This window comes from Planktothricoides raciborskii GIHE-MW2 (genome assembly GCF_040564635.1).
Lineage (GTDB): Bacteria > Cyanobacteriota > Cyanobacteriia > Cyanobacteriales > Laspinemataceae > Planktothricoides > Planktothricoides raciborskii.
The window spans coordinates 1,212,852-1,228,819 of the sequence record NZ_CP159837.1 but is presented as its reverse complement, the minus strand read 5'-3'; the positions used below and the strand labels follow the sequence as shown (position 1 = coordinate 1,228,819).

The 15,968-nt window shown below is 43.1% G+C and carries 10 protein-coding genes; 5 read left to right on the top strand and 5 right to left on the bottom strand.

Translation table 11 applies throughout. From position 1 onward, the window contains the following. Positions 1-933: 933 nt before the first annotated feature. Together ABWT76_RS05120 and ABWT76_RS05115 are read left to right on the top strand one after the other, a co-directional pair. Positions 934-2,205, top strand: a complete 1,272-nt coding sequence (locus ABWT76_RS05120; protein WP_054466513.1) for a HetZ-related protein — start codon at positions 934-936, stop codon at positions 2,203-2,205. Between the two features lie 363 nt (positions 2,206-2,568). Beyond that, complete coding sequence (locus ABWT76_RS05115) at positions 2,569-3,324, top strand: PHP domain-containing protein (RefSeq protein ID WP_054466514.1); 756 nt, start codon at positions 2,569-2,571, stop codon at positions 3,322-3,324. 246 nt (positions 3,325-3,570) lie between these two features. Here ABWT76_RS05115 and ABWT76_RS05110 read toward each other — a convergent pair whose 3' ends face one another. Both ABWT76_RS05110 and ABWT76_RS05105 read right to left on the bottom strand, forming a co-directional pair. Beyond that, on the bottom strand, positions 3,571-4,257 hold the full coding sequence (locus ABWT76_RS05110; RefSeq protein ID WP_054466515.1) for a response regulator transcription factor: 687 nt from the start codon (positions 4,255-4,257) through the stop codon (positions 3,571-3,573). A gap of 304 nt (positions 4,258-4,561) precedes the next feature. Further along, positions 4,562-4,711, bottom strand: coding sequence for a hypothetical protein (locus tag ABWT76_RS05105; RefSeq protein ID WP_156331735.1), 150 nt, complete (start codon positions 4,709-4,711; stop codon positions 4,562-4,564). A gap of 568 nt (positions 4,712-5,279) precedes the next feature. On the opposite strand from ABWT76_RS05105, the gene ABWT76_RS05100 reads away from it, so the two are divergent. Both ABWT76_RS05100 and ABWT76_RS05095 read left to right on the top strand, forming a co-directional pair. Further along, positions 5,280-5,612, top strand: a complete 333-nt coding sequence (locus ABWT76_RS05100; protein WP_054466517.1) for a hypothetical protein — start codon at positions 5,280-5,282, stop codon at positions 5,610-5,612. 145 nt (positions 5,613-5,757) lie between these two features. Then, entirely contained in the window at positions 5,758-6,840 is a 1,083-nt protein-coding gene (locus ABWT76_RS05095) for a phosphatidylserine/phosphatidylglycerophosphate/cardiolipin synthase family protein (RefSeq protein WP_054466518.1), read from the top strand. A 141-nt stretch (positions 6,841-6,981) separates the two neighbouring features. On the opposite strand, the gene ABWT76_RS05090 is transcribed toward ABWT76_RS05095, so the two are convergent. Then, positions 6,982-12,816: an alpha-2-macroglobulin gene (locus tag ABWT76_RS05090; protein WP_190879857.1), complete on the bottom strand. Its 5,835-nt coding sequence runs from the start codon at positions 12,814-12,816 to the stop codon at positions 6,982-6,984. Between the two features lie 863 nt (positions 12,817-13,679). Between ABWT76_RS05090 and ABWT76_RS05085 the strand changes: the two genes are divergently transcribed. Next, a complete protein-coding gene (locus ABWT76_RS05085; protein WP_054466520.1) occupies positions 13,680-14,525 on the top strand; it encodes a PEP-CTERM sorting domain-containing protein in 846 nt (281 codons plus the stop codon). A 313-nt stretch (positions 14,526-14,838) separates the two neighbouring features. Here the strand turns inward: ABWT76_RS05085 and ABWT76_RS05080 are convergent, their stop codons facing one another. Next, positions 14,839-15,102 (bottom strand): hypothetical protein, encoded by a 264-nt coding sequence (locus tag ABWT76_RS05080; protein WP_354635752.1) that lies wholly within the window; start codon positions 15,100-15,102, stop codon positions 14,839-14,841. A 514-nt stretch (positions 15,103-15,616) separates the two neighbouring features. Beyond that, positions 15,617-15,835: a hypothetical protein gene (locus ABWT76_RS05075; protein ID WP_354635751.1), complete on the bottom strand. Its 219-nt coding sequence runs from the start codon at positions 15,833-15,835 to the stop codon at positions 15,617-15,619. Between the last annotated feature and the right edge of the window lie 133 nt (positions 15,836-15,968).

The following is a 15,968-nucleotide window of genomic DNA, read 5'->3' as shown; positions in this document are numbered from 1 at the left end:
CACAATATATTATGAATCGATTTTATGTGAATTAATCGATAAAAATTCGTCAACAAATTCTGTTGCTAATCCAACATAATATCAGTGTTGCCTTAAGTCCGGCTTTATTATTTGACAGATCCGGAAAAAATCTATTAATTTGGCTGAAAGTAAAGACGGGATCCAGTTAGGCACAAAAAAAGATGTTATGGCAGTGAGGAAATCCCCACAAATTCCTCAAGATTATGAGAAATGATGACAAATCTTTATATATAGGCGTTGATATATAGGCGTTGATATATAGGCGTTGATATATAGGCGTTGCTGGGCAATTATTGGTTTACGATAATTCCTGTCGTGATTATAAGCAGTAACTAATCTGTTATAAATTATTTTCCAGATAGAGAGAAATTCTGATGGCATTTTGATGGCGCGGATCAAAGAGCCACTTGCTCTAGGGCCGTCGGAGACCGACGGCCCTAGAGCAAGTGGCGGTGGAATATTTTTTCTCCGGATCGGAAAGGAATCTGTCCGTATGGAAATTTTGTGTTGTTATAGCCAATTTACAGATCGCAAAGATTGTGCCAGTTAGCCCAGCATTCACTGCTGGGACAGCCAGTTTTGAAATTGTCCATTGCGGGAAGGGGTGGGCTCCCTAACTTTTTCTGCGGGAAAGTGAAATTTTGTGGCGTGATTTGCGGTGTGAATGGCTGAAAACACTTATGGGGCAACGGTTAGCACAGGTTTGAATCCTGGGATAACTGGGGGTCAGTTTTTCCGGTGGCCACGATCAAATTAGGCAGTTGGGATAGTGGCAACCTGGAAGCACTAAACCCAATTAAAGCCTCGTAGATTGGGGACAGTTGAGCGATGTGAAGCGGATCAGAAACCTCTTCTGAACCATGCTCATAAATCAAATTTGTATTAGGTGTGTCGCCACCAGAGGCTTTAATCATGAACGTCAAACTTGCAAATTCTGTGAATCGTAATGCCGAAACCAAAATTGCTGCCCAAGAAACCATGACTTTGAACGATGATCGGAGTGTGAATTTATCCCCTCTCGCTACAGAAACGGAAGTAGAAGGGATGGATCTGGAAACTTTAATGAATGAGTTGTTGAGCGAACTGTTGACGAAGCTGAAAACTGCCTCAAGTAGCGCTCCAGAAGTGGCAAGACGGATTGCTGAGGAAGTGAACCGGATTTGCACTAAGAGCGATCGCATCCAAAAGTCCGGTAAGGTGCAATACTGGCAGGTCAACCTGGGTCGTCAGCGGTTGCAAAAGTGCGTGGAATATTTCCGCCTGGGTTCGAGACAAGGACGAGTGGAGTTACACGCTCAACTGAGCTCGATGGTCTATCGGCATATTTCCTCTAATCAATATCTGACTTTCCAAGCTCGTTACAACCTAATTGAAGATTTCTTACAAAATTTCTATATCGAGGTGCTGCGGGCTTTCCGACGGGAACATGATGTCCCGGAAGACTATACTCCCCGGACTCAATTGCAACTGGCTGAGTATATGGCTTTTACGGAGCAATATGCCAAGCGTCGGATTAATTTACCCGGTTATCGCAATCAGCAGTTGATTATTTTACGCGCTCAAGGCTTTGCCTACGGTCAGCCCCAGGAAACGGTGATGGATATTGAGCAAACTGTGGAATTTCCCAAGGGAGAAGAAGCGGAAAAGCATGGTCGTTCCTATGCAGCGCAACAAGTGCGCGAGCAAATGATTTCTGAGACGGTCGATCCAGCAGATGCGGTGTTGCGCGATCGCGTGGTGGCGGAACTGATTCAATACTTGCAAGATCAAGGTCAACCGGATTGTGTGAATTATCTGGTGTTGAAGCTGAAAGATTTGTCTGCTCCGGATATTGATGAAATTTTGGGTCTGACACCTCGCCAACGGGACTATTTACAACAGCGGTTTAAGTACCATGTGGAAAAATTCGCTCGGTCTTCTAGTCAATGGAAACTGGTGCATCAATGGTTAGGGGCTGATTTGGATCAAAATTTGGGGATGTCTTTGCAAGAGTGGCAAGCTTTTCAGGGGAAACTTTCTGCCGAACAATTTCAGTTGTTGCAACTGAAACGCCACCACGCTACTGACCAAGAAATTGCTGCCGCGATTAAATGTACTGTCAAACAAGCGCAAAAACGCTGGTCGGCGATTTTACAAATGGCCTGGGAAGCACGGAATGCAGAAAATAATCCTGAAAATCCTTAAGCTTTCGGTGAACATGATGAGCGATTTTACTCTGCGATCGCACCAACGCCGTCATGGGCGATCGCCCCTCCTTGATCGTTATTAATAATTAGCTCTTAATTCTTGATAATTAATAGTTAATGATTGAGGATTGATAATTGATGGTTATGGATATAATAATGAAAATTGAATAAATTACTAAAAAAGTCGTATAAAATCCTACAAAATATGTCAAGTCTAGTCAAGTCTAGTCAAAGTCAATAGTTTATTCATTTAATCAATTGCCATAAGGCGATCGCCGTCAAGTACCTCTGCAAGTTAGATATCCTAGAAACATATCTTATTAGATATGCTAGAAAAAGATCAATCATTCCCAATGGATCTATGACTCTGAATCTTGCAGAACCTTCAACCTTGACCCTCAGTGCGGCTCAAAATAAGTCAGCACTGAAAAAAGTTTTCCAAACAATTAACGGCAATAGTTGCCCGCTGACTTACAACTTTCATCTCCACTCAACCTTCTCCGATGGTCAGTTAAAGCCAGAAGAGATTATGTCCCAAGCGGTAAGCATTGGACTGCAAGGACTAGCTATTACCGATCACCACAGCATCGGGGGCTATCAAGTGGCACAGCAATGGCTCGATCGATGGCCAAATCAGAACCAATATCAGAACCAACTTCAAAAACAATTAGCTCATGGGTATGACTCTAACCCGGCGCCGAAGCCGTATTTGTGGACTGGGGTAGAAATTAACGCTGATTTAATTGGCACGGAAGTTCATATTCTCGGCTATGCCTTTAATCCCGCACACCCTAGCATGGAGCTTTACCTGCAACGACAAGCCCCTAAAGGTCGGGATTATCAAGCATCTCAGGTGATTGCCGCCATTCAAGCTGCCGGAGGATTAGCGGTATTAGCGCATCCCGTCCGCTATCGGCGATCGCCTGTGGACTTAATTCGAGCAGCGGCTAACCTAGGGATTGATGGGGTAGAAACTTACTATGCTTACGGCAACCCTAAACCTTGGCAACCGAGTCCCGGGCAAACTCAACAAGTAAAAGAGTTAGCCGCAGAATATCATTTATTAAGTACCTGCGGCACCGATACTCATGGTTCTAACCTGCTCCTGCGTCTCTAAGCTGCGTCTCTAGAGAAGGAGCCACTGGTTGAGTGTTCATACCCCAAAAATGTTTAACGTTCATGGCTAACGGTTGACAGTTATTGTCAACCGACTATCTTTAAATCACTGTTTAAATCACTGTTTAAATCACTGTTTAAATCACTGTTTAAATCATCATTAGACAATTATGGCAAAATTATAAAAAGCCCCCCTTTGATCCGCCATCGGTTGGGGGGATCGATCGGTTATTTTGTCATATGTATATTACTTCGTTAATCCATGTTCCAAAGCATAGCGCACTAATTCAGTGCGGCTGTTGGTGCCGGTCTTGCTAAATAAGCGACTCACATACTTTTCTACATTCCGCACACTGGTGTCTAAACGACGGGCAATTTCTTTATTCATTAATCCTTGGGCTACTAAATCTAAAACACTTTGTTCTCTGGGAGTTAAATCGACTTTAATCGGTGCGGGAGTCTGAACAATTCCCGTATTTCCTGTTAGCAACGCCTTAATTTCTGCAATTTGACGGACTAAATCCGCCATCCCCGCTTCATCCCCATCTTCACTATTTTGCGCCGCCCGCCGTTGCAGCAAATTTTGCACGATCGCCACCAATTCATCCGGGTCAAAAGGTTTGGAAATATACACATCACAACCCGCTTGATACCCCAGAATGCGATCGCTGGTCATCCCCCTAGCGGTCAAAAACACCACTGGCAGCGCCTTAAACCGGGGATCCTCCCGCATCTGCTTAAGAAACTGATACCCATCTACCTGGGGCATCATCACATCCGTAATCACCAAATCCGGTAGAGTCTTTTCCAACAATTGCCAGCCCTGTTGAGCATTTGGCGCAACATTCACCTCAAAGCCACTATCTTCCAAGTAGGCTTGTACTGCCTCTCGTAAACCGGGCTCATCATCCACCAGTAAAAGCTTTTGGGTCATAGATCGCCCCCTTATTCATGCCTATTTGTATCGTTTATTATCGTCTATTCCACTGTAGCTTAAAAGAAACCGGGTTTCTCGCACCCCGCCATGACCCCAGCAGCCATCCCTTCGTGTCCTTTGCGTCTTTGTGGTAAATAAATTTTTCTGTTTATTCCATAAATTGTCGCCCTGCTAGGCTATATGCGAAAGCTTCTACAATGCCAATTTCCTCCCAGTAACTATAAAATTTAAGCAGATACTACAAGGGAACGGCAGACCATGAAACCCAACCAAGACGACCATTGGGCATAATCTCGATCACCTAGCGGCTTATGGGAACTTCGACGTGAACATCAACTCGGTGATTGGTGCTGGCATCTCTAACCCAGAGGATGCTTTGACCATTGGTCGTCATGCCCGGAAACTGGGTTTCACGAGTACCGTGAGCGTAGTCCACGATGGCAATGGCCAACTGCGGCCTCTCGGTTCAAAGGAACGAGCCATCTACCAAGATTACCGTTCCACAACCCCCTGGCCGATGTCGCACTTTATGGCATTCCGAAATAACCTTGTGGAAGGCCGTCCTAACCAGTGGCGGTGTCGGGCAGGAGGCCGCTATCTCTACGTTTGCGAGGATGGTCTGGTGCATCGCTGCTCCCAACAAAGGGGCTACCCGGGCATTCCCTTCCTAGAATACACTCAGGAGCACTTGGATGCCGAGTACGCGACCGAGAAGGATTGCGCTGCGTATTGCAGACCTGTGTGAATACGATCGCTGTGTTTGACAACTGGCGCCACCCTCAGAAGTCAGATCCAGGGGAATCAGCCCTAGTTGGTGCCGCAAATTAATTGCAGATTAATTATTTTCCCCGGTAGGGGCGAAGCATTCTGGCGAGGAATCTCTCGCGAGCAACCGAGAATCACTCGTCAGAATGCTTCGCCCTCCCAAGAGCCTACGGGTGTAGTTGCAATGCTGGGGATGCTCCCCATCCGAATGCTTTGCCCCATCAAAAGATACAATTTACAGCGGATTATCTTGCATGAATGTTTCGGAATTAATTAGTCAATTCGGACTTTATGCGGCGACTTTAATTATTTGTACTGTCGCCCGGGCATTTCCCTTGCTGAACACCGAAGTTTACTTGCTTTCAATTTCCACACTTTTGCCCAAATCTCTTGGGGAATTATTAGCGATCGTTCTTTTGGCTACTTTGGGACAAATGCTGGGAAAATCTCTGATGTTTTTTGCCACTCAAGGTGCGATCCAGTTTTCCCTCAAACAGCATACGCCAACCAGATTGAAAAAGTTATCCAAAAAATGGAAAAAATGGGCAACCACCGCAACTGGTTTATTTTTCTTTCCGGTTGGGTGAGTTTTTCGCCGTTTTTTGTCGTCACTGTTGGCTCGGCTCTGTTAAAAATTAAGTTGGTTAACTTTTTTACGTTTGGGGCGGCTGGACGGTTTATCCGGTTTATCTTTTGTGTAGGAATTCCTCAATTGTTGAAAGGTTTGTGGTTATGAATTTTCAGATTTTAGTGGATTCACATGACTTTTGGGCAAGCTTGAAAGCCGATATTTTATCAGCCCAAGACCAAGTTTATATTCAAACCCTTTCTTTTGAGGGCGATCGCGTCGGTCAAAACTTGGCCGAAGCCTTATTAGCTTCTGCGGCTAGGGATAAAAAATTGATGATCGACTCTTATACTAAGTATAAGATTAGCGATCAATTTTTATATAGTCTGCCAAATTTACTCAAATCAGAATTACAGCAAGAAGCCAGAGAAACTTGGCAAATCATTAAACGTCTGAATCAAAATGGAGTCGGGGTTAAATTTATTAATCCCGTCGGGCTATTTTTCAGCAAATTTGCCGATCGCAATCATAAAAAAATGATTGTGATTGATCGTCGAATTCTCTACATTGGCGGAATTAATTTTAGCCAGCATAACTTTGCGTGGCATGATATGATGCTGCGAATTGAAGACCCCAAGATAGCAGAATTTTTAACCACTGACTTTTTAGCCAGTTGGCAGGGAGAACATCAGCAGAAATTTCAGAATTTTGGCAACATTGAACTCTATTTATTCAATGGCAGGAATAATTCTCAGCTATTTCCCAGATTTTTTGATTTAATTGAGTCAGCCCGTGAATCAATTATCATTGAAACCCCTTATTTGTCATTTCCTTTTTACGATCGCCTGCGAACTGCCCGAAAAAACGGTGTGAAAATTTCCTTCATTACCTCAGCGGCGAATAACTGGGGAGTTTACGACCATTATACTCGCTGGGAAACTGGGCGATCGGGAATTGACCTATATCTTTACCCTGATGGCATGACCCACTTAAAATCCATGTTAATCGATGACCAATACTTAATCATCGGTTCTTCTAACTTTGACTTATTTAGTTATTATTTTCAGCAAGACATTATTGCCATTTGTCACGATCGGTCTCTCATCCAAGAATTTAAACGCCTGATTTTTCTACCTGATTTGCAAAAATCAAGCCGATGGACTGGGAAAATTTCTGACTGGCAAGGAAAATGGGGATATTTCCAATTAAAAGCCGCTTGTCAATTATTTTTATGGGTCAATCGGTAAACGGAAATAAACCAGGAATTCCTGGTTTTATAGCTAACACAATAAACCAGTTTGCTGTTAGCGATCGCCTGAAGCATAACCTCTGAAGCATAACCTCAACCGGGCTTATTCAGGAACCAGGTTGAGGTTTTTTGGTAGTAATTATTCTTTCACTGCCAAAGTAGCCGTGGCCGATCGCCCAAACTCTTCTGGGGCATATTTTAGATGCACTTCTGCCCCAGGCCATTCAAAGGTTCCAGGGGTTACAGACCGCACTAAATAATGCAGATTATAGACCCCGGCATTGAGGCGATCGCCATAAGCAACCACTTCGTCTGCGTAAATGGTTTGATAACCAATTTCCCAGCTATCAACTTGGGCTTGAACTGCCGGATTCGTGATTTGAAAAGTGGTATCTACTGCCTCAAAACCGGCGGGTAATTGGTCAGTAATCACCAGATGATCGATGGGGTGGTCAGTAATAATTTCCAACCCAATATCAAACACTTGTCCAACCTCTACGGTTACGGGTTGATTTAAGGCAGATAACCCCATTGTTGCCAGCACTTGATCTTCCCCGGCAAGGCGAACTTTTCGGTCAACGCGCAAGCCGTTAAATCGTCCGGGGGCATTGCCTAATAAGCGATAGCTATAGGCGGTTAAATAATGTAGGCTACCTGCCCCTGATTTTTCTAAGGTTAAGTCAGCATTTCCCTGGGGTAATTGATCCATTGCTACATTAATAAATCGACTGGGATTTTCGTAGCCTTGAAACTGCATCGAGTCGATATTTTCCCCGGCTAATTTTACCGTGGCGGTAAAGTTCGGTGGGGTGGGTTGAGTGTTGGCATAAGCCACTAATGCAGTCAGGGCAGAAGCGTTGGCATAACTATTTTGCCAGGTGCCATTTCGCCGCAAATTTAATAGCCCTTGTAAGAGGCGATCGCTCACTTCTGGTTTAGCTTTTTGGGCAATAAATAGCCGTAAAGTTTCCGCCTGTTGAGTGGTCGGGGTACTCAGCCAATACCAGCCTCGCGGTAAATTGACTGTGGCCGATCGCCCAGTTTCATAAACTGTTTCCTGGAAGCGATCGAACAGAGTTTTTGCCTCATCTTGCCACTGCGGGAAGCTAAATAAATAGCGGGTCAATTTAAGCTGAGATAACTGGTCTAATTCTTCTCGCTGTTTATAGATATCCCCTAAAAAACTATCCCGTTTATCTCCTAATTCGGCTAAAGCCATCAGTGCGGATAGTCGCAACTGATTTTGACAGATTTCTGTCTGGCAATAATCATATTGTTGCGGGTTTTCTAAGAGACGCTGCAAATACAGTTTTACCTGAGAAACCATCCCCGGATCTACCTTAAAGTCAGCAGCCAACGCTTTGGCTAAACTTTCCGCCGCGTAGGGGGTGACAAATGGATCGGATTGGTATTGTTTTGGCCATGAGGCAAAACCGCCATCAGACTGCTGAAGTTCTTGGAGTTGTTTTAAGGCAATTTCTGCCTGGGCTGTGGGGTTAAATTCCCCAAAAGCTTGACCATATTTTTGCCCTAAAATTTGCAGGTTAGCAGCGATCGCTAACTGAGAGGCTGCCGGTTCCAAGAATGGCAAGCGATTTTCTTCAAATACTTGCCGCGCTGGGGCAGTAATTTCGGGGATTAAGGTAGAAGCCAGAGAAACTTCTAAACCTCCCACATTGGGCGCTACATTCTGATTCACATTTAAGGGAATTTTGACCTGATTTTCTGTGACTCCAGTAGAAATCACCTGTTCTGTAACTGCCAGTTTTTTCACCGGCAGAGATACCTCGAAACCATCGCCGTCCCGCTTGTTTAATTGGGCGGTAAATTTTATCTTTCCTACCCCAATGTCTTGGGCTGCGATCGGGAAACGATAGCCAGTTGTATCCGGTTTGGCTTGAGTGCTTAATTGTTGGGTACTGCTGGCATTTTCCGCAAACTGCATATTTTCCGCCACTTGGCCATTTATTTCTAAATTGCCTTTTTTGCCCGTATTGTTAGTGACCGCAAGACCGGCAAAAAAGCGATCGCCCACCCGGACAAATTGGGGTAGCAATGGATTGGCCATCAGCGGTTTTTTGGTGATAAAAGTATTCTCTCCTTTGCCAAACCGCATATCCTCGGTTTCGGCGATCGCAATCACTCGCCAAGTGGTTAAATTATCCGGTAATTTAAACCGAACAGTGGCGTGACCATTGTTGTCAGTGATGACGGCACCATTGTAATAAGCCAAGGGCTTAAAATCTTTGCGAATATTGATCGCTTGCGCCGGTTCTTCTGGGGTCTGCGATCGGCCTGCTGCAGGAGCATTTGCAGGTAATGGGGCAGACTGATTTTTTTCCGACTCCTGTTGTAGAAATACATCTCCCACTCCTGGAGTAGCAGCCCGTGGTGACAATTGAGGATTCTCATTTTGATTAAAAATAATATCCTTCAAAGACACCGCAAATCGGTTATCCGTAAACCGCGTCGGAATTAATTGCTGGGCATAAACTGTTGTCACCAAATCCGGGGGACGATATCCCGTCAATTGCAGGACATCCTCATTCACCACCATCAGGGAAACTTGTGCTTTAACTGGCCGATTTTTCCCATCTTTAACGGTCAGTTTGAGGCTTTGTTCTGCCCCAGGTTCAACAGCCTCTAAATCTGGCTTCACTTCTATCTGGAGATATTTCTCATCTAAGCTAGTGGAAAATGGGGCAAAACCAATTTTTACCAAATCTTTCACCGTTCCCGCTTCCACTTGATCCAGAGAAATACCTTGTCGGACTAACACCGCTTGCACTGCGGCATTGGGCAGCATTTCTGGGGTGACAGTAAACTGAATTTGCGGCGCCCCTCCGGTTACTTTGGTGATAGTTTTATAGATGGGTTTATCTCGCACCACGGCAAAATATAATTCGGCCTCTGGATAGGGAGATTGTACAACAGCGGTGGCGATTTCACCGGGTTGATAAGTATCTTTATCTAGTTTAACTTCCAGGGCATTTTCCTGTTCTCCAGGATATCCCCAAAATACAGGATTTTTCCCACTAATCCAAATGGATAAATCGGTCGCCATTACTTCATCTTTGGCATTGGCAAAATTAGCCCGAATGCGGTAATAACCCGCTTCTTTTGCTTGGAGAGAAATCTTTTCGGCTTGGCCGCCAGATGTGATTTGTTTTTCCGCTACGGTTGTATATTCAAGTTTATATTTTGGCCAAGTTTCTGACATTGAACGCGGCATCGGTTTATAGTCAACTTTTTGGAGTTGCAGGCGAATTCGTTCTCCTTTAAGCACTTTACCTGTGGCATCAGTGGCAATCATTTCTACAGTAAAATCTTTGTCCACTTCAGCCGCAAAGTCACTTTTTAACCCAATTAGGCGATCGCTGGGTAAAGCAATCACCGACTGAGAAGCGGCCACTGCTTGATTTGAGCTATCCGAGACTTCGGCGGATACTTGATAGGTCATGGGATAGGGTAAGTCATTACCAATTTTAAAGGTAAAAGTTCCCAGACCTTGAGGATCTAACTCAGCATAATTTTGCAGCACTTCAGCATCAATTGATGGTGGGTTTTCCGGCCAAAACCACTGTTGTCCAAAAGCAAATTCTTCCCAACCTTTGGGGGTAAAATTTGCCTGACTGCGGGTGACATAATATTTAAGCTGACCTGCCGCTAAGGGGGAGCCAAATAAGTATTGACCTTCTGCTTTTGCCTCGATAGTTTGCTGGCTAATGGCAATCTCTTTATCTAGCTTTAAATCCACCTGAAAATTTGGCGGTTTAAACTCTGCTACCCGAACATAACCAGAAAGGACATTGCCATTTTTTCCATCGGCTGATAAATAATAGTCTCCTAAAGGACTATCTGGTTCAATTGCCCAGTCAAAAGAAAATGTCCCAAACTCATTGGTGGTAAAATTACCCAGATTTTTTTGCGTGCCATTTGGTTGAGACAAGGTGACAGTATATTGGCTATTTTTATCCAGCTTTAACTGGCTATTTTGCAAATAAGCCGCCAAGCTGGTAAATGATGCTTTTTCACCCCGTTGATACAGGTTGCGATCGGAAAAAATAGTCCCCCGTGGTTGAATTTGGCCATAGTCCCATTCGGGATAAATGCCATAACCATAGCTGCCACTGTCGCGATCGCATCGAGCATAAGCCCAATCTTGGTTTTCTCGCGCAATCACTAATAATTCTGGTGGTTCATTATTGGGAATACATTGTTTTAACTGCTGATTATTCAGGATAAAAGTTCCTGTTTGGTCAGTAATTCCAGTAGCACAAGGTTTCGGTTCAGGACGAGGTGTTTCATTCAATTTTGACTGATAAATCTCGATAGTGGCAGCGGCAACTGGCGCCCCATCAGATAGATGATTGACCCGAATTAATCCAGATTTGGGAAACAATTGAGTAAAGACGCCTAAATTAGTGATTTGGGCGAAACCATAATAAGTGGGTTCTTGCCATTTTTGCTGGTTATTTTCTGAGTAAGGAACTGTCTTGGCTTGGACTCCATAAGCCACCATGCCTGTAGGGGCTTTCAGTTCTTGCTCTAAAGCGACTTCAGTCTGGGTGATTTGATTTTTTTTACCGGAAATATCGAACTTTTTCCAAGTATTTGAACTTGGCAGAAATTCTTCTGAGTTATTGCGATATACTAAGTCAGTGGGTTGCACGACTTTGTAAGCGGCTTTATAGTTTAATTCCGGCAAATTTACCGTGGAAATTTTAAAATTAGCTTTGGCACCTTTGGGAAAAATATTTAACCCTGTTCGGGTAAAAATATTGGCCAATAAATTTCCTGTTTTATGCTGAATAGTTAAGGAATTACCCAAGGTTTGACCAAAGGTATCCTTAAGGTTTTCGCCGATAGTAATGGTGTAATTTGTTTCTGGTTCTAATGCCCAAGAGTTAACCCCAACATAGTTGTTGCCCTCATAAATTTCTAATAGAGGAATGTCTGGGTTAGGTGGAGGACTAAAGCGAATATTTTCTAAGGCTGAATCAGCGTTCAAGGGGTTATTAAATCTTAATCCAGAGATTCCTTGATCAAATCTGGATCCCCATCCGCGATTGGTTTCTATTTTTTCAAATTTTAAGGGAGCATAGGTTGCTACTTGACTGGTAAACGCTTTGTCGCTGACTAAATTACCTCGGATAGGCCGTATTCCTGGATCTAATTCCAAGCGATAACGAGTATTTTTTTGCAGTTCTTGTTGAGGAATTAGCTGATACTGCCATTGACGGTTAATCAGATTAAATGGATCCGTAGAACCATTGGCTAAAAAAATCGGATATGGTTGCTGATTTTCGGCGGTTGTTTGTTCAGCTTTTAGGCTAATTTTTTCTTGATTAGCCTCAGAAATTAAGGTGGCATTGTTGGCCAAAGAGTTCAAGTCTAGTTGAACATTTGAGGTAATTTCTAGGTTTGGCTTGATATCCAGATATCCTGAACTATATGGATTAGGATTAGTTTCAGGTAAATTGGTAATTTGGATCGGGTCAGTGGTAAATGTCCACGCCAAATCTTGAGTCAGACGATGATTATTTAAATCTGCTAAACCCGCTTTTACAGTAACTTGAATTCGCGTGGCTTTGGGCAGGGGTTCGTCCGCTTGAAATCCCACCATGCGCGGGGTTAAAAACCGAAATCGCCCCGGTAAAGCAGGCTGAATTTGAAATAGGTTTAGTTTGATTTGCTGTTCGGGAGAGTCGAGACTCTCTAGAGGAATTACTGGGTCTTTAAACCGGATGCGAATTTGGGCAAGGGGTTCGGCTTCTTCCGTCGGGCTGATTTGTTCGATCCAGTCGGGAATTTGTGGCTTCGGAAGTGGGGCAACCTGTGGTAAGGTTTCCACTGCCTGGGAAAAATTTGTGGTCATATTTGTGGTTTGACAAGTAAATAAACCAAATGCTAGGAGTAACCCCAGCAGGAAATGTATCCAAGTTTTCATCCAAGTCTTAATTTTTATTCTCATTTATTTCCTCACGGTGAATCGATGGTGACTGAATCAAAAGGCGCGATCGCCTTTGGGGATTTTTGGCAAAATTGGTCATGTTTTGTTCAGAAATGTCATAGATACACGATTAATCAATAGATCGCTATCAGATTGTTGGTTGATTTCAACCGTTAGCTGGACTCAGCCGAACACAATCTATTTTAGCCAATCAATCTTAAAAGTTTGATGCTTATGAATATTTAGTCGATTCTGGTTGTTTCCTTCTGGTAACTTTATGGTAAAAAAATTTATATTTCTTTATAAAACTTAACTAGGGTTATTACTTTGTCATATTATGACAATTGTTGGATGGTTATTTCCCATCTATATTCTGATGATTTGTGAATTCTGATGATTTGTCAAAGTGACTCACAAACTCCACGGCCTTTTTCCCCGATCCAGCGATCGGGCGGGGTTATCTCGAATTGCCTTTTTCGTTAAGTACCCTTACGCGGTCTCTTCAGTCTTTTAAAGATTGTGTAAAGAAATCCGCGAAACCCAGGGAAATCAACCGGGAAAATTTAAAGCTTTTGTAAAGTTGAAGCCGTCCCCTGGTATTTTCTCTAAAACCTGCGTATAATTACGGATAAAGCCAAGTGAAATTTAGCGGTTCAACGAAAAAAATGCTTTCAGTATTTTTCTCTTTGAGAAGTGAATCTGGAACAGATATAGCCAGATCGCTAAATCCATCCCGCTGGTATGCGGTAATCTGCAATAGTCTGAGTAAAAAGGCTAATTCTTTCTGCCTACCTTACAGGGAATCCCTCGATTAAATCGAGCCAGTTCAAATTAGATCCAGTTCAAATTAGATATTATCAAGTAAAGTTAGCTATCAGAAGGTTATGAAAAAGATTACTTACCCCTTGTTTTTCGCTGCGTTGTCCAGCCTTGCTCTCCCAGAAGCGGCAAGCGCTGTATGCTGGGATGGAGCATTTTCTTGCCAAACTCTGAATCAGGGCGTTTTAACAATTAATGAGTATACAGTGCGCGCCGGTTATCCATTAGAAGAGTTTCCTAATATTGGAGCCGGATCGGTGATTATGGACGCGATGTTTAATCCCAATCAAAGTGGCAAATATGGCTTTATTAGTGCTATAACATCAGCCGATGGCCCTACCATATTTTACGATGGTACGTTGATTGAAAAACCTTTGCTCGATCCTCCCCCCGGTGGGTATTTTATGATGCCCCCTGGTTTGATTGATTTCTTGCCTTACTACGATGCAGAACCAGGTTTGGAAAATTATTTCTTCGATCAGCCTACCGCCTCTTTCCCTGATGTTTTATCTATTGGTGGTCGTGCAGAGGCTAAGTTTGAAACTTGGTTAGTTGAAGTCTTAGATGAAGTGTTTGGCGATGATCCCAACAAAGCCCAAGATGATTTCTTTTCCGTCAAGCCGTTAGTGGGTTGGACTTGGGGTTATGATATTCAAAGTAATGATAATGGTAATGAAAATCCATTTGAAGTGGAAGATTTTATTACCACAGCCCAACCATTTAGTTGGTTAACTCAAGGCCCGACAAATGATTGGCTGACTGCTTTAAACCGCGTATATGGTAGTGAGGAACTTGGGACAGAAGATAGATTTAATGTCACCGTCGCCTCGGTTCCTGAACCTTCTACGGTTCTTGGTTTAATTGGGTTGGGGATTTTAGGTGCGAAATCTGCTCGCAAGCGGAAAGCATGAGTTGATCAAAATTCTGATAAAAAATAGGGTTGAACAGGACTTAGGCAATACTTTTCTATTAGTAGGGTGCCGTTCGGTGTGGTAACCCACCAATACTATCTGGAGTAGCAGCGATCGCCTCTTTATTTCCCGGTAAAATAAACCAGGGGATTTTTTACCACAGAGACACAAAGGACACAGAGGATTGATTGCGATCGCTTTTTTATTTTTCACAGAAAGAAACCCGGTTTCTGTCATAGAGGTGTAATTGGGATTTTTTACCACAGAGACACAAAGGACACAGAGGATAGATTTAAAATGTGCGATCGCTTTTTTATTTTCCTGATAAAATAAACTCATTTTCTGAGGTTTTGTCAAATCGAAGTTGATCCGACTGAGTAGCCCGATCGAACTTAAACTCCTCTAGCAAATCAAAAAAAGTATTAAATCCTTCTTCCTCATTAATAGCATAAAGCAAAATAATCCGCGCCCATGATGCAGAAGTTTTTACGCCAAACCGTTCTTGTAGCCACGGTTGAAATTCTTGGAATTCTGCTTCTTCTTCACTGAGGGAAATATTCAGTTGTGCGTGATTCATATCCACAGAGAAACATATATAGGTTTGTCACCGATGAATAATCGATATAAAGTCCTGGGTTATGCTTGATTTTATCTAATAATTTGTATAGGGTTTCCATTTTAGCAAAATTTGGGATTTTGACAAACCGGGTTTCTGGTGAAAGCGCGATCGCACGACATACAGCGGTTTTTAGATTAATCAACCACAACCGGCGGGGATTAAAATGATGGCGGCCTCATAGCGCAAGTCGGTTTTAACCGACTCTTAATGCTTATATTAAAAAAATTTTAGTCGGTTTTAACCGACTTTCGCTATTAGCCAGGGAATTCATTCCCTGGCGGTTTCTGTCATGGAGGTGTAATTGAGATTTTTTACCACAGAGACACAAAGGACACAGAGGATAGATTTAAAATGTGCGATCGCTTTTTTATTTTCTATATTTACTATTTATTTAACTCCTTACCCTGCTCCAGCATGGGAATGCATTCTTTGAGGCTATTCCTCCATTTATAAGCCAGGGGAAAAACGTTTTTTATTCATGTTCTAATAGTTCGGCTAAAATTTCAGCAGTTAATCCATTGGCCGCAGATTCTTCTCTAATTTGTGCTACAAGGTCGTTAAAAGAATTAGAGGTGAGTAATTCCTTAATCATCAAATTAAACATGAACGAGACATTTTTTTGTTGCTGGGGTTCAGCCTCTCGGTAAGCTTGGGCTAGTTCAGCATCGACTTGAATTGTAATAGTTTCCATCTCTGTTGGTTTACTCCGGTTACATATTTATAGGATAACTATTTTTGGCGACGGTAGGGGTCAAAGGCTGTTGACCCAATTATGTGCGATCGCCCTAAATCGCCCTCAACTCTCTAGGTGTACAACCTTCGTT

What these genes read in the sequence shown, in the direction of transcription:
- ABWT76_RS05110 (WP_054466515.1), bottom strand. Translation starts at nt 4,257, where the DNA reads ATGACCCAAAAGCTTTTACTGGTGGATGATGAGCCCGGTTTACGAGAG.
- ABWT76_RS05115 (WP_054466514.1), top strand. Translation starts at nt 2,569, where the DNA reads ATGACTCTGAATCTTGCAGAACCTTCAACCTTGACCCTCAGTGCGGCT.
- ABWT76_RS05095 (WP_054466518.1), top strand. Translation starts at nt 5,758, where the DNA reads ATGAATTTTCAGATTTTAGTGGATTCACATGACTTTTGGGCAAGCTTG.
- ABWT76_RS05080 (WP_354635752.1), bottom strand. Translation starts at nt 15,102, where the DNA reads ATGAATCACGCACAACTGAATATTTCCCTCAGTGAAGAAGAAGCAGAA.
- ABWT76_RS05085 (WP_054466520.1), top strand. Translation starts at nt 13,680, where the DNA reads ATGAAAAAGATTACTTACCCCTTGTTTTTCGCTGCGTTGTCCAGCCTT.
- ABWT76_RS05090 (WP_190879857.1), bottom strand. Translation starts at nt 12,816, where the DNA reads ATGAGAATAAAAATTAAGACTTGGATGAAAACTTGGATACATTTCCTG.
- ABWT76_RS05100 (WP_054466517.1), top strand. Translation starts at nt 5,280, where the DNA reads ATGAATGTTTCGGAATTAATTAGTCAATTCGGACTTTATGCGGCGACT.
- ABWT76_RS05075 (WP_354635751.1), bottom strand. Translation starts at nt 15,835, where the DNA reads ATGGAAACTATTACAATTCAAGTCGATGCTGAACTAGCCCAAGCTTAC.
- ABWT76_RS05120 (WP_054466513.1), top strand. Translation starts at nt 934, where the DNA reads ATGAACGTCAAACTTGCAAATTCTGTGAATCGTAATGCCGAAACCAAA.